Source organism: Nonomuraea sp. CA-141351 (assembly GCF_050944675.1).
GTDB lineage: Bacteria > Actinomycetota > Actinomycetes > Streptosporangiales > Streptosporangiaceae > Nonomuraea.
Genome location: NZ_CP191982.1, coordinates 5750946 through 5771030 on the forward strand (window position 1 = coordinate 5750946; position 20085 = coordinate 5771030).

Here is a 20085-nt window from a genome sequence, read left to right on the forward strand (position 1 = left end):
CGCGGCTACATCGAACGCGTGAGCGAAGCAGTCGCATCAGATACGGTAGCCGACTTCAATGGTCGAACCGAGATGCTCGGCTCGACCATATACGTAGGTGTTCCGCATGGGATCTCCCATGCGGAACACCTAATCTTGCGATCACATGCGGCGGTCTCGATCCCGTTCGATGAGGCGGCGGATCTGGTAGACCACGAGGGCTGCCGTGCCTATCACGATTCCCACGGCGCCGAGGAGACCGCCTAGTCGGCGCATGTCAGGATCAGGGCTTGCCTTCAAGGCAAGCGAAATGGCGGCGACAATGAGAGCTACGCCTATGAGGATAAGGGGCGTCCATTTCACCTTTGGGGATCCATCCTATGCTGCCATTACCTTTTCTTTTTTGGTGGGCGTGAACGTACACCCGTTGCTCCAGGGATTGTTCCAGCAGTGGTAGTCGACGCCTCGCCCGTTACTCTTATCGTCTGCCCATGTAATTTCGGACATATAGTACGACGCGACTGCCGTAGCCAGTCCGCAAGCGGCTGTGATGAACGCCGTCACTTCCCCGCCAGCTCCGCTCACAGCCGCACATATTGCGGTGCCTGCGACTATCTTAGCGAGATCGCGGATCACATCGGGGACGTCTTCGTGAGCGATATGGCCAATGCAGTCCCAACCGAACCCGAAATAGGTTGATCCGCATGTTTGCCAGCTCTTGCCGCCCTGCGACATCGGCTTCATTAGCTTCTTCGCGCCCGCTGGGATCTTCTTAGATGTCTTTTTCCTGCCATCAAGGTCCAGATTATTGATCGGGTCTTGCGAAGCGTACTCATAACGATTGTCACTGCCTCCCAGGATCGGGTCCATTTGGAGGAAACGCCCCGTCGCCGGGTTATAGAGGCGGGCTCCCATGAGGATGATTCCGCCAACGGAATCGCCGCTCGAGCGTTGGTCTTTGCCGAGCCAACCATATCTCTCTTCGTTGACCGTGCCCTGCTTTTTCTGGCCGAACTCGGCATATTCGTAGTAGGCTGCGAGGCCAGCGTTGGCGTTGTTATCGCAGGTAGCTGTCACGTCGCCGTGCAGGTTGGTCAGTTTGATCTGCGCGGTGTTGTCGCTGCGTTCGACGGCAGCGAGACCGTTGAAGGCGAGGATGTTGCGTGTCCAGGTGCCGTCGGATTCGGCGACCCAGGACGGGCTGTCATCGGCACCGGTGTAGTGGTTGACAGTCGTGCCTATCGCACCGCCTGCAGTGGTGGTGTTGATGGTGCGGATTCGTCCCCTCGGGTCTAGGCCATAGGCCTTGGTGGTCCCGTTCTGGGTGAGTGAGGCGGCCATGTCGTTGGCGTGGTAGGTGACGGTGAGGTCCCCATTGCCGGTGACGTCGGCGGCAGGGACCGTCGTGGTCCGTCCCAGGGCGTCATAGCTATAGCCGGTATTGGTGATGCGGTCGGCGGTGTCAAAAGTACCGGTCTTGGTGGTGGGGGTGCCGGTGGTGCAAGCGCCGTTCGATTCATAGGTGTTCAGAGCGGCGCGATTGCTGTTTGCGTCCAGGGTATAGCGGCGGGTGGTACAGCGGTCGCCCTGAATATCGGCGGTGCCAGTCAGGCGACCAGCGCCATCATAGGTATGGAGCTGAGTGCTGCCGGTTGTGGAGGTGCTGTGCACGACCTCACCGAAGATGTCGCTGTTGTCCCGGAAGCTGAGCCAAGGGGTTGTTCCCTTGGCGTAGTCGAGACGTGTGGCAGAACCGGTACTGTCGTAGCCAGTGGTCGCGGTCACGCCGTTTGGATAGCTCTGCGTCGCCAGTTGGCCGTCTCCGGTAAAGGCCGCCGTGAAGGATCCCAGCCGCTCCGCGGTGAGCGCCGTGGGCAGTCCGCGCCGCTCCGGACGTCCGGCGGCGTCGATACCGTTGTAGGTGTACGTGGTCGTGCCCCGCGTATCAGCCAGTGAGGCGACCTGCCCGTCCAGCGTGTAGCCGATCGTGGTGGTATTGCTGTCGGCGTCCGTGGTGGTCTTCACCCTGCCGAAGCTGTCAAAGGTGTTGGACAGCGTATTCGTTCCCGCAGTGATGCCAAGCCGCAAGCCGGTGGCGGAGTCGTAGCTGATCGTGGACTCGGGAAGCGCGGCACCACCCTCAGCCGGTGGAACGACCTCGATCTTTTCTTTCCACGGACGGCCCGCCGTGTCGAACACGCGAGTCGTGGTTCGCACGGTGGTTCCGGCGGTGTCAACGCTCGTCGCCGCCCCACCGTAGTAGGCGTACGTCGTCGTTGTCACCGGCAGCGGTTTGCCTGTCGGCTGCTCGGCCGGGAACGTCCGGCACTGCAATCCGGCCCACTGCGGCTTGTTACCGCATTCTGTCGAGCTGGGGTGTGCTCCCGCGCTGTAGTAGTCGGTGCGAGTGGTTCCCGCGTCGTTTTCACCGGAGGCGGGCTGACGACGTTCGATCTCTCGACCAGCCTGGTCGTAGCGGACCTTTCTGACGATGTCAGTTCCACCGGGCATAACAGTGGTGGTGCTGGTGGGCTGGCGCAGATCCCAGCCCGAAGGATCACCGGATTTAATCGGGTCGTAGCCGGTCTTGACCGTGTGCGCGTCCGCCGCCATGGGGGTGGCGGTGCCGTCCAGCACGATTGGTTCGGCCTTGGTCATGGTGGCCAGATGATAGGTGGTTGCCGAGGAGGGCTTACCTTCGTCATAGCTGGTGGTGGTGAGCTTGCGCGCCGAGACCATGGTGCCGTCGGCGAGCTGCACCTGCCGGGCGGGGTCGGTGACGGTCAGCGGGTCGCTGTCGGCGTTGTAGGTACTGATCGTGGCCAGCAGATTCGCTCGATCGGCCGTATCAGTACGCCCAGCTACATATGAGTCTGTGTTGGCTGTCGGCGTGAGGGCCTGGGCACGGTTCTCCGGGGAGAGTTCCCACACCGTGTTGCCCTTGTCGTCATACCGGATCGCCGAGACCTGCCAGGCGCCCGCGCCGTAGCCGGCGGTATTGACCGGACGGCCGTTGACATCGGTGTAGACCAGGCTGGCATACTCCCAATCACCGGCAGCGGGCTGGTACGCACCGTCCGCACCGCGGGCAGGCACGTGCGAAGCAGGGAAGACCCCGGCACCTACCACTGGTAGATCAGTAGCTTGTCCCCACTTGGCGGTCTGGGCTGCGGTCAGGTTGATCGGAGCGCCCGTACCGTCTATCGGCACGTCGTACACCACAGCCTGGGTGGGGTCCACATCGCCGCCCTCACGCTGTACGTGTGCCAGACGTCCATGAGAGTCGTATTCCATCCGCCAGGGGGCCAGGCCAGGCGGGGTGATCTGGGAGATGCGGCCCTCGCCGGTGTAGTAGTACATCGTCGACAGGTTGGTACGCGGATCTGTGATCTGCCGCAGATGTCCCGTCGAGTCGTACAGATAGGAGGCGAGCGTCGTCGTCTTCATGGCGTTCGATTCCGGGTCGAAGGCGGTGAACGAGATGCTCTTCACCTGCTCCTTGAAGTCGCCCCAGCCAGAGGCGATACCCGTCGCCGTAGTTGAGGTCGCATAGGAAAGTTCGAGCGCCCGACAGCCTGCTACCAGGGTGGTCGTGCAGGCTACATCCGTGGGGACGGGAGCCAGGATGCGCGTCACGCGTCCTTGGCTGTCTCGGTAGTAGGTGACAGCGGATTCTGCTGCAGGCGTCTGCGTACGCGACACCACCCACTTGCCATAGACCTTGGTGTAAACCGTTATGCCGCCTGCGGAGTCCGTGACGGTCAGTTCCTCGCCAGTAGCGGTAATCCGAGAGCCGTCAGCGGCGTCGCCGATGCCGGTGAGTGTGGTGCCGTCTTTGACGTACGACAGGGTCGCGCCATCAGCACCGATCAGCTGGAGAGATCCGGACTCGCCTGCGCTGGTGGGAGAGAAGTCGGCGATGCCGGAAGGAACGGAAGGGAAGCCGGCGCGCCAGCCAGGCCCGAATATCTTGTTTTCGGCTAGTTGCTCATCTGGGCGATCAGCCGCTGGGGCTAGTGTGGTCAGCGTCCGGTTGACACTGATTCCGAAGAGGCTGGCATCCGAAGCCTCGACGGCAAAATCTCCGGTTTGCAGGGCGACGCGGCCGGGACCGAGATCGGTGGTGGCGTAAGAGCTGCCAAATCCCGAGCGGTCTAGGGTCACGATGGCGTGCTTGACAAATTCTTCGGGCTTGCTGCCGCCAAAGAGGTACGCCATTACCTCGATCTGACCGTCTGCGATTTTCGCATCGGTCAAGGTCTTGGCCATGTTCCATGTGAGGTCGAGAAAGTTCTTGCTGGTGTCATCGCGGGTTTGCGGCCATGCCGTGAGCGGTGCGCCGGAGCCGGGCACGGTTACGTCGGCGGGCGGGATCTCGTAGAGGTTGAAGACATCACCGACGGGCCGGTAGTAGTAACGGACCGAGGTTCGATCTGGAGGCGCAGAGGTGGCCAGCGTTACCGCCCGCTGGACGCGGGCTTTGTCGGCCGGGCTGACCAGACTGCCCGGGCCAAGACCGAGGCTATAGGAGGCCACCGCAGAAACATTGTGGGCTTTGTCCCGGGCGCGAACGTAGATGGTGTGCCAGCCATCGGGAATATCGATGGGCAGGGCCAGGACGGTGCTACCACTGCTCTGGCTGGCGTGAAGGTTGGGCGTTGTCGAGTCGTCGAGCCCCCAGTAATAGCCAGTTCCGTCGGAGGAAGGGGTCTCGGCAGTACAGTACGCGCCAGTCACCCTCGCTGACCAAGCACCTGCCGGATACTTATCGCAGACAATGGCCGGGACTCCGGGAGCCTCTGCGTCAACGGTCGCATTCTGCCAAGTTGACCAGGCCGAATACGACGCGTTGTCAAAGGCGCGGGCTCGCCAGCGGATCTTCCAGGAGTCGGCAAGCTTGCCCGATGGAACGGTGATCTTTGCTTCGGTATTCGCGGGAACGTTGTCCACGGCACCCGACCAGATCAGTCCACTGCCCTGCCCAGCGGCATTCGGGTCGTGCTCCACCTCGTACTCCGCGCGCAGCGATGCGGAATCAGGGTCGTTTATCCAGGCCCGTAGGGTGGGTGTGGTGGAGGTTGCATACATGATCCCGCTCGCGGCTGCCGACGGGCTCACACTCAGGCGGTCGGTGGCAGGAGTGGAGCCGTAGGTGACGGTGAGTTTCGGCCCAGGACCATCGCCGTTGGTTCCCGAGGCGTACAGACCGTAATTTTCCGCCTGGGTTTCGTCCTTACCCTGCAGCACCACACCGTGGTTGGCAGTCCCGCTGGCCCATCGCTGCACGATCGGCGTCAGACGCAACGACCGCGTGCCCTTCTGGGTAGCGCACATGTAGGTGTTAGGGTCGGCGATCGGATCGACCACCGCGTCCTGGGCAGTGCTGGTCGGCTGAGTAGACCAGTTGATGGTGGCTCGATCCCACGCCGAGGTCACCTGTCGCGCTTCCACCCCGGAGGCCGTGGCGTTCTCACAGCCAACTACATAGTTACGCCAAAGTTCCAGACGAGCATCGGTGACCGTTTGCCCTACCAAGGAAGAAACGTCGAACCGGACGAAGGTACGTCCCTTCCACCCGCCCGAGGCCGGATGGTAGGTGCCAGCCTGCAACTGATGATCATAAACATCGCCGTCGCTGTAGACACTAACCGCAGCGGTGGATGCCAGCGTGACGACCGGGTCTACAGTAACCGGAAACTGCGTGGCCGGGTCGGCCAGGAAATTCGCATCAGGCTTGAGTACCAGGGTTTGCTTGTTCCGGTCGGAAACGACTTGGGTCTCGATACCGCCAGGGTCGTTGCTTGCTCTTGGCTCGCCTGCCTGCGTTGGAGTAAATTCTGGGTGCCCGGCAAGGGTGTCGTACATGACCGGCTTGGACGCCAAGGCGATCGCCTTGCCCTTGTCGTCGGTGAGCTTGATCCCACCCTGTTTGGTCTTTTTGAGCTTCAGCCCCTCAGCCTGGATCGGAATCTTGTACTCGACCGGGCCGGACGGACGCTCACGTAGGACGACGTCGTGGCGAAAGCCGGTGGGCAGGGCGGTGAGGACAAGGTCCGCTCCAGGTCCGGCAGCGTCAGGGTACGTGGCCCTACTGCCCTCGATCTTCGGCGCAGGCAGCGGGCTTGGCCAAATGAGGGCGTAAGACTGCTTGTCGGAACGCTCCAACTTGGCGAAGGGCTTGCCCTCGCCTCCGGCGGAGAACTCCACGTCTGCCATGGATGCCTTCGGCTTGAGCACCCCGTCGGCGGTGATCAGGCTGGTGTCGATCGGCGTCCACGTCTTGCCTTGCTTGACCCGAACGGGTTCGCTGGAGGCTTCCAGGGTGATCGTGCCGTCGGGGTTGACGTAAGTCAGCGAGGTCTCGGTGGTCTCATTCGTAACCAACACGCGACTGCCCTGCAGTCGCGCGGTCAGAGCTGCGGAGACACGATCAGGTCGTTCCGCCACAGATTGCGGCTTGGCCGATGGACTGGGTGTGGGGACTACGGATAACGGAGTTAGAGCCCCAGCCGTGTGGCCGGTGGATAGGAGCAACGCTGTCACTATGCCTGTGACGAGGGTTGCTCGGTACCCTGCCCTCCCATTTTTGGGCATGGCAAGGCAGACCTTGCGGGGGGTGTGCACCCGACCTCCAGGTGTAAAGATCAGATAAGGCATTCAGATAGTAGGCCAGTAACGAAAGGTGCGATAGAGGCATATTTGTCGCGAATGTCTCACAGAGTGCACTGTTAACGACGATGGCTCTGGCAGGCTGTGGCGACGCCTCAGCCCCGGTCAGCAGGCGCTACTCGTGCTCGTCCACCTCTGCAAAGGGGAGATGCTGGCAGAGGTCGGCGTCGATATCGCGACCGCCTGGCGCTACGTCTGCGAGCATCTCCACTTCTCGCCCGCCACCCCGCCGATCAAGCTGATCCGATCCTCGAGGCCCGCCGCTCGGCGAGCTGGCCCTTCTAACAGCGCATACGCAAAAGAGCCCCCCGCCCAACTCCGAAGAGGGAGGGTGGACCTGGAGGACCTGTCCTCCAAGTCAGGGGCAGAAGGGCGGAGGCACACGTGACGGATGATCGATTCAGCACGCACAACCTCCAGCTCGGCGACGAGATCGTGACCAAGCGATACACGTCGTGGGAGCGAGGCGAGCCCCACCGGGAATGGGCGGCGCTGACGCTCCTCGCCGAACACGTGCCTGGCCTTGCGCCCACGCCCGTCCGGGCAGAGCTCGACGTCTGTCCCCCCATGATCGTGATGAGCAGGTTGCCCGGCTGCGTCCTGCGCGGCGAGCACGTCACCGAAGAACAGATCCGCGCGATGGCCGATGCTCTCAACCGGTTGCACCAGGAGGTCCCGGCGTGCGTGGTCGAGAAGATCGAGCCGGCCGCCTGGCGGCCGGCCATAGCCGTGAACAAGGTCCGCGCCTGGGCCGAAAAGCAACCCGACCTCGGCGAGGACCCGTTGGTGCGGCAGGCGCTCCAAGCGGGTGCAGCTTGGCTGGCCTCCGCCGCCCCGGACAAACTCACCAAAAACCCGCTGCCACCCGTTCTCGGCTTGGCTGACGGAAACCACGCCAACTACCTGTGGGATCGGGACAAGCGCAAGGTGCGGCTCATCGACTGGGAAGACTCCGGTCGCAGCGATCGCGCCTTCGAACTCGGCGAGGTAGCCGAGCACATCTCCCGCATCGACGGCACCCTGGACGCAGAGCGGCTGCTGTCCTGCATCGACCTGACCCCGCAAGAAACTGACCGCGTATGGGAGTTTCGCCGTCTGTCCGCGCTGGGGTGGTTCCTCATGCTCGGGCCAGATGGGCCCGCCACGCCCCACAACCCGGTCGGCGCTTTGGAACGCCAGGCCGAGCGAGTTCTGTACCTGCTCGGCTGACCCCGTTCCTTATCGCGCTGGAACACTGCTTCTGGGACATGCAAAAGGGCCCCCGCTCGCCTCCGAAGAGGCGAGCGGGGGCTTCGCATATATCCCAGGCCGAGCTGCGCGAGGGGGGTGACGACGTCGAAGCAAAGACGTAACGTCGCCATATGGATGAGCCACAACAGGCCATAGAGGCCGCGCTGAAGCCCGTCCGGGAAGCCTTCCGTGCCCTCGGCGACGACCTGACGCTGGACGAGGTGCGCGTCGCCATCCGCAGGCTTCGCACCGCCACGGAGCAGGCCGACGACGAACTGCGTGAGATCTGGCTCACGGGCCTGCCACGATTCTCGCCGCTCAGCTAACCGCGATCATGGCTCGCTACTTCGAGGCTCCGGGCGGCATCCGCGTCCAGCCGGTGGACGTTCTGCCCGGCAACGCGCACTGGATCTTCGTCCAGATGATCATGCCGGATGTGCGGCCGGGCGAGGTCTGGTACCTCGTTACCCGGGCCGGCGCGGCTGTGGGACGGCTGCCCGGCTACTACCAACTGCACGAGCTAACGGAGCTGCTGGAGACACTGGGCCTCGGGCTGGCGGATCTTCACGAGCCGGACGCTGGCAAAGATGCCGGTACTGCCTGATCGTATCTTTGAAACCCGCACTGCTTGCGTTTCTGCAAATCAATCGTCGGCGCGAATATAGCCTAGCCACTTAACCGCAACGTTTCGGGCCAGCTCAATACGTTGAAGGGCTTCCAGGGCAGCGTCATATGCATTCAGAGCAGTTGTAAATGCCTCATGTTCCGTACCGGTGTTGAACCTCAAACTCTCCAGATCATTGAACCAGTTAAACGCCGGCCATCTTTCAAGTGTACTCGAAAGCCCACCCCGATCTGCCGCTGGCACCCAGGGTATATCCAACTCAAGATATCGAGGACCAATATGGTCATCAATATACCGAGCCGTACGCAGAGCGCTCTCCCAGAGACGATCGCATTTTTCCTGATCTTCAATAACTGCTTTCCATAGAGTCAGCGCTTCGTCGAATCGAGCAACGCTCCGCACCCTGTCCTCTATGCTATCGCGCGCAACGTCGCCTCCTCCCCTGTCGTGTCTTCTCCGAGGCTCGTCATCGGCGTCTTCGGCATGCGACTGTAGAGCGCGAATACCATTCTTAAGCAGGTCCTCTAGTTGTTGCAGCCTACTCTCGTCGTCTCGAACATAGAGCCTATCAAGGGCTTCCGTTATGGAAGAAAACTCTCGTCTGGCTAGGCGTTTAAACACAGTTCTTTCCATTTGCTCTGCTTGATGGGCAGCGACTTGCTGCAATACGATAAGAGCGAACGGGATGCCAAATAGCACGCCTGTAAGCGACGATAGGAGATTGGTTAGAAACGAGCGATCTGTCCACCAGCCATTCAGGTCGCCAAGAATGCCGAGCGCGGCCAGGGCCACCCCAAGCGGCCACATTACCTTGGCCGTTATGCGGAGTGCAGGCCCCGCCTCCTTCCATGCGCGGCCAGCCGTGTAAGCCTTTTCCTTAATCCGGCGTTTCAGCTTTCGCAGGCTTTTTTTGCGCGAGCCCATAGAGCAGTCTTTCGTTCGCGGGAATCTCATCCTGAGGCATTCCCTCTACGGCGACTCCAGCGCTCTTGCATGGTCGAACCTTGACCAGGACATCGCCGGGATAACACGGCCTAGTAATACGGCAGGGCTGCGCATCACCTGACGGAGCACTCCGTAACGGTGGGATTCGTTGAGTCGGGCACAGCGCAGGAAGTCAGCCGCGTCACGCACGAAAGAGGCCCACCATCCCGGAGGATGGTGGGCCTCTTTCCATGCTCAGCGGCAGCCCGTTGTCCCGGGCCGCGCAAAAGCGCCGCCTCACGATGACTGCCTCGCGCCTCCCGCGGAGGACCGCTCGGGTCGCGAAATGATCAGATGCTACCGCTGGTCCAGCGGCAGGTCCGGCCGGGCCGTGTGCTTGGCCTTGTACCCGGACACGTACGTGATCAGGCCGGGCAGCAGCGGAATGGTGAGCGACTCCAGCCAGTCGGGCAGGAACGCGATGAGGTCGAGGTCGGCGTTGATGGCCTGCAGGACGGTCAGGACCGCGAGCAGGCCGAGGTAGGAGCCCGCGGTGGACGCGGTGACCTTCCGCTCAACCAGCTTGCCGTAGGTTACGGGCTCTCCGTGCATGGGTTCCTCCAAAGAAGGGGTTGGACATGCGAAAGGGCCCGCCCGGATGGACAGACCGCTCAAGGTCAGTGCTTTCGGCCAGCAGGGCCCTCTCTGCCGCGTGCCGAGATGAGCCCGGGGCTGCAGCAATTTGACGATCTGAGGGGCTACATAGAAGGCCCCTCCCGGGATCACGCAGAGCATGCTCAACTGACGGGATGCAGAGTGCGATCACGAGCCTCATCGCCATCGTTGGCACACTGCTCGGCGCCGCAGCCACCTACGTCTTTCAGGCGCGAGTCGCAAAGCAGGCGCGATTAGAAGCCCGCGATGAGCGGCTCTGGCAGGAACAGCTCGCCGCCTACAGTGCATTCGCCGGCGCCATCACCTCGTACCGAGCCAGCCAGAGCGCCCGCTGGTATCGGAAGCGCGAAGACCCCAGCGGGTCGGCGTACATCAGCGCTCGCACTGAGTCGCTCAGCGAGCGCACGAACGCAAAGGCGGCGCTGTTCAGGCTGCGGCTGCTCAACCCGGACGCTGAGTTGAATCAGCTCGCGTCGGAGGCGTTGGAGATCACCACTGCCATCCATCATGCCGCGGATGAGGCCGCGCGAGACGAGCAGGCAAAGCGTTCGCAGCTCGCGCTCCTGGCTTTTGTCGAGGCCGCCTCGGGCCATGTCCGGGCCCGGAGTACGATGCGTCTAATATCTGGGCCACCATCTCACCCAGCCTGACATCCTGCGACCCACGGCCGAGACCGCTCCACCTGCTGCGGCGCCTTCCAGGCGGATTCCGGCCGTCTTCGAAGCGCGCCGGTGACGAACGCGCACGCTTGCCCAAAGCTGACTGGGACGAGCTCCAGCCCGCCCCTCACTTCGCGGGTGGCTTCCAGGACCAGGTGATGTCCCAGGTCTCCTCGTCGATGACGCCGGTCGGCTTCAGCGCGACCTTCTCCTGGTAGCTGGCGCACACGGCCTTGGACTGAGGGCCGTAGATGCCGTCGACGTCGATCGTCCAGCCTCGCTTCTTGAGCTTGTACTGCCAGGCGTGCACGTCGTTGCCCTGCATGTACGGGTCGTCCAGCTTGATGACGCGGCCGGGCCAGACGGGGACGCTGTCCTTGTAGACGACCCTGATGGGCTTCTCCATCGGCTTGTCCGGGCGCGGCGCGCCCGCCTTGACCCACGCGTACAGCGGCCCGCCGGGGCAGGAGGTCGCGTAGCCGTCGCGGTGGCCCTTGATCTCGTTCCCGGCGTCGCCCTTGTCGCGCAGGTACTCGATCGCGTCCCGGAGGGCGTGCAGCATGGTGTCGTTCGGCTTGGTGAACCCCGAGTCGCCGACCAGCGCCAGCACCGCGTAATGCTGCGAGTTGAGACCTGGGCCGTTCGCAGCCGGCAGATGGTGCGCGCCGCGGCCGATGAACACGTACCCGTGCGGGCAACATGCCAGGTTGTAGCCGAAGTCAATGTACTTCTCGCCACGGCCGCCCGACATGTGCATCTGCTGGATCTGGTGGACGAGCTGCACGCACAGCTTGTGCTTCTTCGGCCCGGCGATGTCGGCGGGCACCGGCCCGCCGGTGTAATGGATCTTCACGCCGCGCGTGGAGGCTACTCGGGTGTAGGTGCCGGTCGGGGGCGCGGCGTTCCAGGCGGCGCGCGAAACCTGCTTCACGGGGTCACCTCTCGTGAGGGTTGGAGGTTGAGCCATTCGGCCACGGTCAGGCCGAACGCATCGGCGGGGATGTGGATCGGGAGGACGGCGGGTACGAGCAGCACGCCGTCCTGGCACGGGAACACCGTGCCGGCAGGAGGGGAGGACAAGGCGCTGGTCAGCTCCTGGTGAGCTGTATCAGCGCGATCACCGCGCTTGCGAGCGTCACCAGGACGCCGACGATGGCGATGATCTGCCGGGTCCGGTCGGTGAGCTGCGTGGTCGTCACGGCCGTCTTCTCGACCTCGGCCAGCCTGGTCTGGAGCGTCTCGACGTACTTGGCCAGCTCGGCGTGCCGGTCGTCGACCTGGTCGAGCCGCTGCAGGATGAGCGCGGTGGAGCCGTTCGTGCGCTCGAACCCGAGCTCGACCGCGCCGCGCAGCTCGGCCAGCGCCAGCGCGAGGTTCGGAGTCTCATCCACCGGCCACCACCGGCCACGGCTTGCGCCCCATGAAGGTGTTCGGCGGCTTGATGTCGAAGTTCGGCATGACGGGCCCAGAACGGCTGGCGCGGTAGTAGTCCACCGTCTTGCGGCGGGCCGCCACCCGCGCCGGGTCCAACCTGGTCAGCGTTTTGACCGGCTCCAGCGGATCAAGCGGCACTGTCATGGCCAGGCCCACATAGTCGACCACGTCCTGACGGAACTTCCGGTTCTCCGGCACCATGACGACGCGGTGCGTCTTGACCGCCTCGATCCGGGCCAGATGGGCGGCCAGCCGGTCAGCGTCGGGGACGCCCGGCGTCCAGCACGTCGGCAGGCCGTGCATCTCCTTCAGCACCGCGGCCGCGCCTGGCTGCACGGCGGCCAGCGCGTCGCCCGGGTCCGGGATCCACGGCTCATGCAGCACGATGTCCAGCAGCGTGTCCATGTCGTCGGGATCGATCCCGTACTCGGCGCACCGCCACTCCCAGGTCGAGTGCGGGATGATGTGCATGTGCGGGACGCCGTCCGGCCGGACCCGGCTGATCCCCCACATCGGCTCGGCACCGTCGTGGCTGGCGAGCTGGTTGGCCTGCTCTCCACCGTTCTGCAGCAGGCTGGTCGTGCTGTAGCCGAGTTCGGCGTCCCAGATAGTCCAGATATCGGGCACGTGGGCACCCCCCTTTTTTTTCGATGATCAATGGCGGTGCGCCCACCAATACAGCGCCTTGCCGGACCACACGCCGCCGCCCTGAGACCAGGCGGTGGAGAAAGCGGACTGGTTCGACAGGTCCTCGCACCAGTAGAAGTTCGCGTTGGCCGCGCCGTCTCTCACCGTGCAGACGGGGCCCATGTTGGACGCCATGGTCGGCCCGTAGGTGACGGTCCCACCCCCGGTGTCGGGCGGGCTGACGGACGACCCGGCGTGCACGGTGTCGTACGGATCGGCCGTGGCGGTGTCCCACACCCGGCCGCGCAGATACCAGCGGCCGGAGCTGTTGCAGTGGATGTAGGACTGCGAACTGGAAAAGCCGTCGTCGTAGCCGAACCTTCCGTAGCCCTCGGCGACGTCGAGGCCGCCTCCCTTGCGGGTGGATGACGACGGCTGCCGGATGCCGAGCCGTACCAGGCCGGCGGCGACCTGGAGTTCGGCCCGCGCGCTTCCGGAGGAGTTTGTGCCCGACGTGATGAACGAGGTCGTCTCGCCCGGATAGAGCCCATCGACGGCGTAGAAGCGCGAGTAGTTGTTGTTGCCGAGCGCGCCCGGGTAGAACCGCAGGTCGAGTGTGGCGGAGTCGAGGACGAACCGCTGCCCCGTGGGGCTGGAACGCACGATCGAGCCGGTGATCACCTTGCCGCTCAGCGCGTCCGCCTGGATCTTGCTCGCCGTGATCGAGTCAGCGGCGATCTTGTCGGCCGTGATCGCGGCGGCGGCCAGGTGGCCGGTCTGGATGGCCCCCGCCTCGATCTTGTCGGCCGTGACCGCGTTGGCGCTGATGTGCCCGGCCTGGATCGCGAGCGCCTGGATCAGGCCGCCCGTGATCGTCCCGGCCACGATCTTCGCGTCCGCCGGGATCGACCCGGAGATGATGTGCTCGGCGCCGTCGATGACCTCGCCGATCAGGTCGGTATCCACCAGCGGGTGCGTCGCGGCCACCACCCGAGCCGACTCGCCGGACACGTTCCCGGACCGGTCGAGCGCGACCAGCCAGAACTCCCGGTCCGTGTTGTACGGCAGACCCGGCACCACCGCGGTCCCGGCCTGCTCCAGCCATTCCACCGCCTGGCCCTCGTCGGCCGAGTTCAGCGGGTCACGCATCATGACCAGCACCCGGTGAAAGTCGACCGGCATGCCCGTCCCCGAGCTGGTGAGGCCGTCCCAGGTGACGCGCACGATCCCGAGCCGGGAATCGACGACCGGCGTGGACGGGCTCGGCGGCGGGTCCTCATCGTCCGGGATGGTGATGACCGGCGACGCCGCGAGCTGCCCCTTGACGCCCTGGTTCGTGGCGCGCACCCCGAACCGCCACTGCGACTTCGGCGTCAACGGGCTGTAGGAAATGCTGGTGCCATCGGTGTGGCCGAGCACCCGTTCCGCGCCCGTCCCCGGCGGCGTCTGCCCGATCAGCTCGTACCCGTCCACCGCCAGCGCGACGCCGTTGACGTCCGTGCTGACCGGCAGCCACGACACCATGATCAGGCCGTGCGAGTAGCCCTCCGCATCGAGATACGCCTGCGGGTTCACGATCAGACCGGTGGGCGCGGCCGGGACCCGGTCCTTGGCCTCCGGGGCCGGTTCGCCGCCGTTGCCGCCCTCGGTCACCCCGCCGGAGAGGATGCCGTTGGCCCGGCGCGCGAGCCTGATGTCGCGTTCGAGGAATCTGTCGTTGAGGACGAGGTTGCCGCTGATCACGCCGTCCGTGTCCACCGACAGGATCAGCTGCCGGACCCGCAGCCCCTGCATGACCGCCTGATCGCCCGGCGCGCGCACCGTGTCACCCGGCCGGTAGTCCTTCCACGGCAGAAACCGCGCCGCGTACGGCTTGATCTGCCGGGTGAGCTGCACCCGTTCCCCGCTGGCGCGCTGCAGCGCCGTCTGGGCGAGCAGCCGCGCGGTCGCCTCGTCCTTCACCCCGCCCTGGCTCTGGAAAGCCTCCCACCGGCCCCACGGCCGGACCGCGCCCGGGTTCGTGACTTCGACCGACAGGCCCTCCTCGCCGGTGATGAGGATGGCCGACGCGGCGTCCTCGAACGTCGCATCGTCCGGGGCTTGGTCGACGTCGCGGCCTAGCCGGAGCTCCACCGGGCCGGGCCCGCTGGAGAGCTGGCGGCCGAGCGTCGTGTTCTCGTTGAACACGCGCAAGGTGCGGCCCTGCATCTGCCAGTCGCATGCGCCCTGTTCCGACAGGTTCAGCAGCAGCTGCAGCAGGTCGGTGCCGGGGTCCAGGCCGAGCGTCATCGTGACCGCCCACGGATGACCGGCTGAGTCGCGCGTCGGGGTGAAGTCGTAGTCGAGGCCGGGCACGGTGCCACGGCCCTGAGCCTCGTCGATGACCTGGGAGAGGATGTCGCCCACGTTGGTGGTGGGGAACTGGCGCTTGCCCTCGATCATCCCCAGGCTCGGGTAGAGCACAATCTTGCGCAGCTGCCACGCCCAGCCCGGCATCTCATACGACCGCGACAGCGCCTGATCAGCGTCATCGCCCGACCGCTTGATCCTCAAGAACCGGCCGTTCGGCGGCTCCGCCCACGCGCCGCCCACCGACCACTCCACCGCAACCTCACACGGCGAGGCCAGCCACTGCGCGCCGGCCGCGTACCCCGAGTAGGTCAGCCGCAGCGACGGCACATCGTTGAGCGGGGCCGCGGCCTCCCACCCGAGATGCTGCCCGAGCACGCCGAGACGTGCCCCGTTCGGCGCGTAGGGGACCAAGCGGAGGCCATACCGCATTGGCGCACCCGGCTCGATGACTTGCACGTGGCCCCTCCCAACCGCAGGCTTTATGACAACGAACCCAGCGGGACACGAACGAAATAAGAAGATGAATCCCAATTATCAATGACGCAACAGACATCGAAATAGACAGGAGTGGATGGGGTAATACCCCATCCACGATCCGGTAGGGATGGAAAATGAAACAGTGGGCGCGCCATACAACCATTACCCTTGCACTTCTGGTCGCCACCTTCTGCGTTGGCTTGGTCTTACTCGCCTCACCTGTCTTCCTTAGAGATTTCACGATGCTAGTTCCAGCAAATGACTGGGAACTACTCAGTAACATAGGACAGGCATACGGGCCTGCCGCTACTATACTGACGGCGCTATCGCTGATCGGTATCGCATATTCAGCGATAATGCAGGCCCGCAGCGTCCGCGTCGCAAGCCAGCAAACATGGCGAATGCTGCACCTTGAAATGATCCGTCTCACACTCGACGATCCCGCACTAATACAAGCAGATGGCTCAGCGTGGAGCGGCGCACAAGATGACTTCATGACCCGATTGACGCTCACCGCCAATGCATGGACAAGCCAATGGTATGCGATGTATGCACTCGGCATGATACGCGACGAGGAAATGCGGCACGTCGCGAGTTATTACTTTAAAGGAGAATTAGGCCGAGAGCACTGGAAGGCCACATCCAAGCATTATCGCGCTAATGCGTATAGTCGTCGCAATCGCACGTTCTGTCGCATCATGGATAAAGAGCTAGAGGAATCAGTGCACATTCCAGCGCGGCCGATAGTTCGCCCCAGAAAAGCGCCTGCACCGAACCGGACCTTTGTGGCCTTCAGCGCGGGCGCCGCATTAGCTCTTGGAATCGCGACCTACTGGAAACGACGCTCATGAGACGCACACCGAGACGGCCCCGTTCGGCGCGCAGACGACCAAGCGCAGGCCGTACCGCATCGGCTCACCTGGAACGATCACCTGCATGCGCTGTCCCCTCTCGCTGTTTGAGCTGCGCCTGGAGTTGGTCGACGGCGACAGCCAGGACCGCGTTCTCGTACGTCAGCTCATCGATCCGCCTGCGCAGAACCGCCACCACGGCGTTCGGATCGACATGCAGGTCCTCGCGGAGGTCCTCGGTCACGCGCCCCCCAGCAGATGCCGGTCGATCTCCAGCCGGATCGTGGCCACCCGCACCGTGTCGATGCGGACGCGGTCGCGCAGCACCTGCAGCGGATCGGTCGCCGCTTGCGCCTTCAAGCCGGATCGGGCGGCGGGCGCGTCGGTGAGGACCTGGCCGTACCTGTCGCGGCAGGCCGCGATCTGCTCCTGCAGGCGGGCCCGCGCCGAGGCCGCGTCACCTTCCAGCCTGACCTGCGCGTCGGGGTCTCCCTCGGCGTGCATCCACGACAGCAGCGGCTCGTACATGAGCGCCTCGATCGCCTCATCGAGGGACTTAAGCCCATGCTCGGCCATGCGGTGTTCGAAGACGCCCTTCGGGAAGCTGGCGGCGAACGTGCCGCCCTCGCCGTCGACCGGCTCGTACAGGAACGTCCACGCGTCCGGTCCTTCTTCGACGCGGGTGATCCGCCAGGTACGCATGCCCATCACGCTCCATGTTGTCGCCAGGCCCACACGTACAGCAGTGTCGTGAAGTTGGTGGGTGTCGAGGTCTCGTGAGATCGCAGGGTGAACCCGGTGGTGCCGGGCGAGTTGACATGGAACACCAGGCGAGCCGGGTTCGGGTTGTCTGCGGTGATCACCACGCGCGGGTTGGACTGCAGGGTCACCAGCCACGACACGAAGTGCGATGCCGCAGGCGTGGTGAGGTTGCGAGCGAACATGACCAGTCCCGCTGCGGCCTCGTAGTTGAAGGTGCCCCGGAACGCTGTGTACCCGGTCGTGGACCCGGCGCCGCCGTTGTTGAACTGCCACCGGTTCAGGCGGCCCGCGATGTCGTTGTACCCCACCTCCAGCTGGCCCGGCTGCGCGAACATGTAGCCGCCGCCGGCGAGGCCGTCAGCGGTTTGCACCATGTGCATGCGCCACTCGTCGCCGCGCTGGATCACCTCCGAGCGTCGGGTGCCGTCCGGACTGTTGCCGGAGTACAGGCGGATCGCGGCGTCGGTGTCGGTCCAGATGCGGGCGTAGTTGACGCCCGCACCCGGGTAGAAGCGGATCTCCGGATCGGCCGCGCCCGCAGGGTTGACGACGATCCGCCGTCCGAGGATGCCGGTGGCGAGCTGCCCAACGATCGACACCGCGCCGGACGCCGACGAGATGGCCACGGTCTGCACCGAGAAGGCGTCGTACGCCGCCAGCCCGCTTCCGTTCAGCTCCACGCGCGCCCCGGCCGGAGCGCCGGCCACGATCCGCGTCGAGAGGGTAAGGACGGCCTCCAGCTTCGCCGCGGTGACCTGGTTGGCGGCGATGTGCCCGGCCAGGATCTGTCCGGCGGCGATCTTCGCCGATGTGACCGCGTTGGCCACTATCGCGCCCGTGGTGATCGACTCGTCGGCGGCGTCGCCCTGGACGAGCTGCACCGCGGCGATCGTCGCCGACGAGCTCCGCGCCGAGGTGTTGCCCGACCGGTCGACGGCGGTGAACGAGAACTCCCTGTCGGCCCCGTACGGCAGGCCAGGTACGACGAGCGACCCGGCCGCGTCGAGATAGCCGATGTCCTCCCAGCCGGGATTGAGGGGGTCCTGCATCCAGACCAGGACATGCAGCAGATCGGACGGCATCGGCGCACCGCCCACGCCGAGTCCGTCCCAGGTGACGTGCACGACGCCGAGCCGGGATTCCAGCGTCGGCGCGGTCGGAACCGGCGGCGCATCCACGTCGTCCGGGATGGTGACCGCGACCGAGCTGGAGAACGGGCCCTTCTTGCCGAGGTTCACGGCGCGGACCTTGAACTGGTACTGCTGCCCCACCACCAGCGGGGAGAAGGTGGCGTTGGTGTCGGCGGCCTCCGTCGAGGCGACGAGGAACCAGGGCGCTCCGGCTTCGTTGATGCGCATGAACAGCTCGTAGCCGCCGACGTTGAGAGCGACCCCGGCCACGTCGGTGGTGACCGCGCCCCACGTGGCGGTCACCTGTCCCCTGGGTAGGCCGTGCTCGTCAACGTACGCGACCGGGTTCACGATCAGCCCGGACGGAGCGGCCGGAGTGCGGGGGGCCGGGGATTCCGGCGCGGGCCGCGCCCCCGACCCGCCCTCAGCAGTGCTGCCGCCCACGATGCCGGCCGTGCGGCGGGCCAACCGCAGGTCCCGCTCCAGCAGCCGGTCGTTCAACACGAGGTTGCCGCCGAGGACGCCGTCCTTGTCGCGGGTCACGGTGAGCTGCCGGACCCGCAGGCTCTCCATCAACCCGCCCTCGGAGGGGGCGAGGATCCGGTCTCCTGGCCGGTAGTCCCGCCAGGGCAGCCACCGCGCAGTGTAGGGGCTGATCTGGCGGGTGCGCTGGACACGTTCGTGCCCGGAGCGCAGCAGCACCGCCTCGGCGAGCAACTGCGCGGTCCCCGGATCCGAGACGCCGCCCTGCCCGATGTAGGTCTCCCACCGCCCCCACGGCGCAACCGCGCCGCCGTACGTGTACGACGCGCGGAACCCGTCATCCCCCACCACGAGCGCCGCCGACGCGAGGTCCTCGAACGTGCCGACGTCGGGAGCAGCGATGACGTCGCGGCCGAACCGCAGATCCACCGGCGCGTCCCCGGCCGCCAAGTCACGCGCGAGCGCGGTGTCGGCGTTGAACACCTGCAGCGTCCGCCCACTCATGCGGAAGTCGCAGACGCCCTGCTCGGCGAGGTTGATGAGCGTGGTGAGCGCGTCGAGGCCGGGCCGGTAGTAGATCGTCAGGATCTTCGCCCACGGCTGCCCGGCGCTGTCGTGCGTCGGGGTGAAGTCCCAGGTGAGGGCGGGCAGCGCGCCGCGCGCCTGACCCTCCAGCAGGAAGGTCTGCAGAATCGCCCCCGGCATCGCCGACAGGAACGGCCGCTTACCGTCGACCAGCGGAGCAGCACCCGGGTAGAGGATCACCTTGCGCAGCATCCACACATACCCGGGCAGCTCACATGTGGCCAGCCCGGTCTCGTCCACCTGGTCGGCGCGTCGCCGGATCAGCAGGAACCGGCCGTCAGGCGGCTCGGTCCAGGTAACGCCATCCGTGGACCACTCAACCGCGACCTCGCACGGCTGCGCGAGCAGTTCCGCGCCGACCGCGCTGGAGGAGTAGGCCAGCCGGAGGCTGCCGACGTCGTTCAGCGGCCAGGCCGCTTCGACGTTGAGCGGCTGCGGCAGCGTGCCAATCCGCGCTCCATTCGGACTATGGGCAGCCAATCGGAGATCGAGCACACCGCCTCCGATATATCAGTCACTTTCGTGATTACTTTGCGCCGAGATATTCGGCTTCAAGATGTGTGGGCCGAAGTCGAAGGTTGAAATCTGTGCGTCGTCCGCACGGCTTCACTTGACGTAGGCTT

16 protein-coding genes are annotated in these 20085 nt (G+C 65.0%); 5 read left to right on the forward strand and 11 right to left on the reverse strand.

Going from position 1 to position 20085, the window contains the following annotated elements:
* Window positions 1-357: 357 nt before the first annotated feature.
* Window positions 358-6366, reverse strand: a complete 6009-nt coding sequence (locus ACQPWU_RS27145) for a DNRLRE domain-containing protein (RefSeq protein ID WP_433444530.1) — start codon at window positions 6364-6366, stop codon at window positions 358-360.
* Between the two features lie 666 nt (window positions 6367-7032).
* On the opposite strand from ACQPWU_RS27145, the gene ACQPWU_RS27150 reads away from it, so the two are divergent.
* The 3 genes from ACQPWU_RS27150 to ACQPWU_RS27160 all read left to right on the forward strand — a co-directional run bounded on the left by ACQPWU_RS27150 (window position 7033) and on the right by ACQPWU_RS27160 (window position 8482).
* Complete coding sequence (locus tag ACQPWU_RS27150) at window positions 7033-7857, forward strand: aminoglycoside phosphotransferase family protein (protein WP_433444531.1); 825 nt, start codon at window positions 7033-7035, stop codon at window positions 7855-7857.
* Between the two features lie 152 nt (window positions 7858-8009).
* Window positions 8010-8204: a hypothetical protein gene (locus ACQPWU_RS27155; protein ID WP_433444532.1), complete on the forward strand. Its 195-nt coding sequence runs from the start codon at window positions 8010-8012 to the stop codon at window positions 8202-8204.
* Between the two features lie 8 nt (window positions 8205-8212).
* A complete protein-coding gene (locus ACQPWU_RS27160) occupies window positions 8213-8482 on the forward strand; it encodes a hypothetical protein (RefSeq protein ID WP_433444533.1) in 270 nt (89 codons plus the stop codon).
* Window positions 8483-8521: 39 nt separating this feature from the next.
* Here ACQPWU_RS27160 and ACQPWU_RS27165 read toward each other — a convergent pair whose 3' ends face one another.
* Together ACQPWU_RS27165 and ACQPWU_RS27170 are read right to left on the reverse strand one after the other, a co-directional pair.
* Window positions 8522-9427: a hypothetical protein gene (locus tag ACQPWU_RS27165; RefSeq protein WP_433444534.1), complete on the reverse strand. Its 906-nt coding sequence runs from the start codon at window positions 9425-9427 to the stop codon at window positions 8522-8524.
* 357 nt (window positions 9428-9784) lie between these two features.
* On the reverse strand, window positions 9785-10039 hold the full coding sequence (locus ACQPWU_RS27170) for a hypothetical protein (RefSeq protein ID WP_433444535.1): 255 nt from the start codon (window positions 10037-10039) through the stop codon (window positions 9785-9787).
* 197 nt (window positions 10040-10236) lie between these two features.
* Between ACQPWU_RS27170 and ACQPWU_RS27175 the strand changes: the two genes are divergently transcribed.
* The gene (locus ACQPWU_RS27175; RefSeq protein ID WP_433444536.1) at window positions 10237-10752 is read left to right on the forward strand and encodes a hypothetical protein; all 516 of its coding nucleotides are present in this window, start codon (window positions 10237-10239) and stop codon (window positions 10750-10752) included.
* A 136-nt stretch (window positions 10753-10888) separates the two neighbouring features.
* Here ACQPWU_RS27175 and ACQPWU_RS27180 read toward each other — a convergent pair whose 3' ends face one another.
* The 5 genes from ACQPWU_RS27180 to ACQPWU_RS27200 are packed head-to-tail and all read right to left on the reverse strand — an operon-like array spanning window position 10889 to window position 15585.
* The gene (locus tag ACQPWU_RS27180) at window positions 10889-11692 is read right to left on the reverse strand and encodes a peptidoglycan recognition protein family protein (RefSeq protein ID WP_433444537.1); all 804 of its coding nucleotides are present in this window, start codon (window positions 11690-11692) and stop codon (window positions 10889-10891) included.
* Window positions 11689-11841, reverse strand: coding sequence for a hypothetical protein (locus ACQPWU_RS27185; RefSeq protein WP_433444538.1), 153 nt, complete (start codon window positions 11839-11841; stop codon window positions 11689-11691). The genes ACQPWU_RS27180 and ACQPWU_RS27185 overlap by 4 nt, the downstream gene beginning before the upstream one ends.
* An 8-nt stretch (window positions 11842-11849) precedes the next feature.
* Window positions 11850-12152 carry a hypothetical protein gene (locus tag ACQPWU_RS27190; RefSeq protein WP_433444539.1) on the reverse strand — a complete coding sequence of 101 codons (303 nt, stop codon included), beginning with the start codon at window positions 12150-12152 and terminating at the stop codon, window positions 11850-11852.
* Window positions 12145-12822: a hypothetical protein gene (locus ACQPWU_RS27195; RefSeq protein ID WP_433444540.1), complete on the reverse strand. Its 678-nt coding sequence runs from the start codon at window positions 12820-12822 to the stop codon at window positions 12145-12147. Before ACQPWU_RS27195 ends, ACQPWU_RS27190 begins: the two co-directional genes overlap by 8 nt.
* A 27-nt stretch (window positions 12823-12849) precedes the next feature.
* Complete coding sequence (locus ACQPWU_RS27200) at window positions 12850-15585, reverse strand: hypothetical protein (RefSeq protein ID WP_433444541.1); 2736 nt, start codon at window positions 15583-15585, stop codon at window positions 12850-12852.
* Between the two features lie 200 nt (window positions 15586-15785).
* Here ACQPWU_RS27200 and ACQPWU_RS27205 point away from each other — a divergent pair, with 200 nt between their 5' ends.
* Entirely contained in the window at window positions 15786-16502 is a 717-nt protein-coding gene (locus ACQPWU_RS27205; RefSeq protein WP_433444542.1) for a DUF6082 family protein, read from the forward strand.
* A 64-nt stretch (window positions 16503-16566) separates the two neighbouring features.
* On the opposite strand, the gene ACQPWU_RS27210 is transcribed toward ACQPWU_RS27205, so the two are convergent.
* Genes ACQPWU_RS27210 through ACQPWU_RS27220 form a run of 3 tightly spaced genes read right to left on the reverse strand, consistent with a single transcriptional unit; the run spans window position 16567 to window position 19957 of the window.
* Entirely contained in the window at window positions 16567-16746 is a 180-nt protein-coding gene (locus tag ACQPWU_RS27210) for a hypothetical protein (protein ID WP_433444543.1), read from the reverse strand.
* Complete coding sequence (locus tag ACQPWU_RS27215; protein ID WP_433444544.1) at window positions 16743-17204, reverse strand: hypothetical protein; 462 nt, start codon at window positions 17202-17204, stop codon at window positions 16743-16745. Before ACQPWU_RS27215 ends, ACQPWU_RS27210 begins: the two co-directional genes overlap by 4 nt.
* Window positions 17205-17209: 5 nt before the next feature.
* Window positions 17210-19957 (reverse strand): hypothetical protein, encoded by a 2748-nt coding sequence (locus ACQPWU_RS27220; RefSeq protein ID WP_433444545.1) that lies wholly within the window; start codon window positions 19955-19957, stop codon window positions 17210-17212.
* Window positions 19958-20085: the final 128 nt, after the last annotated feature.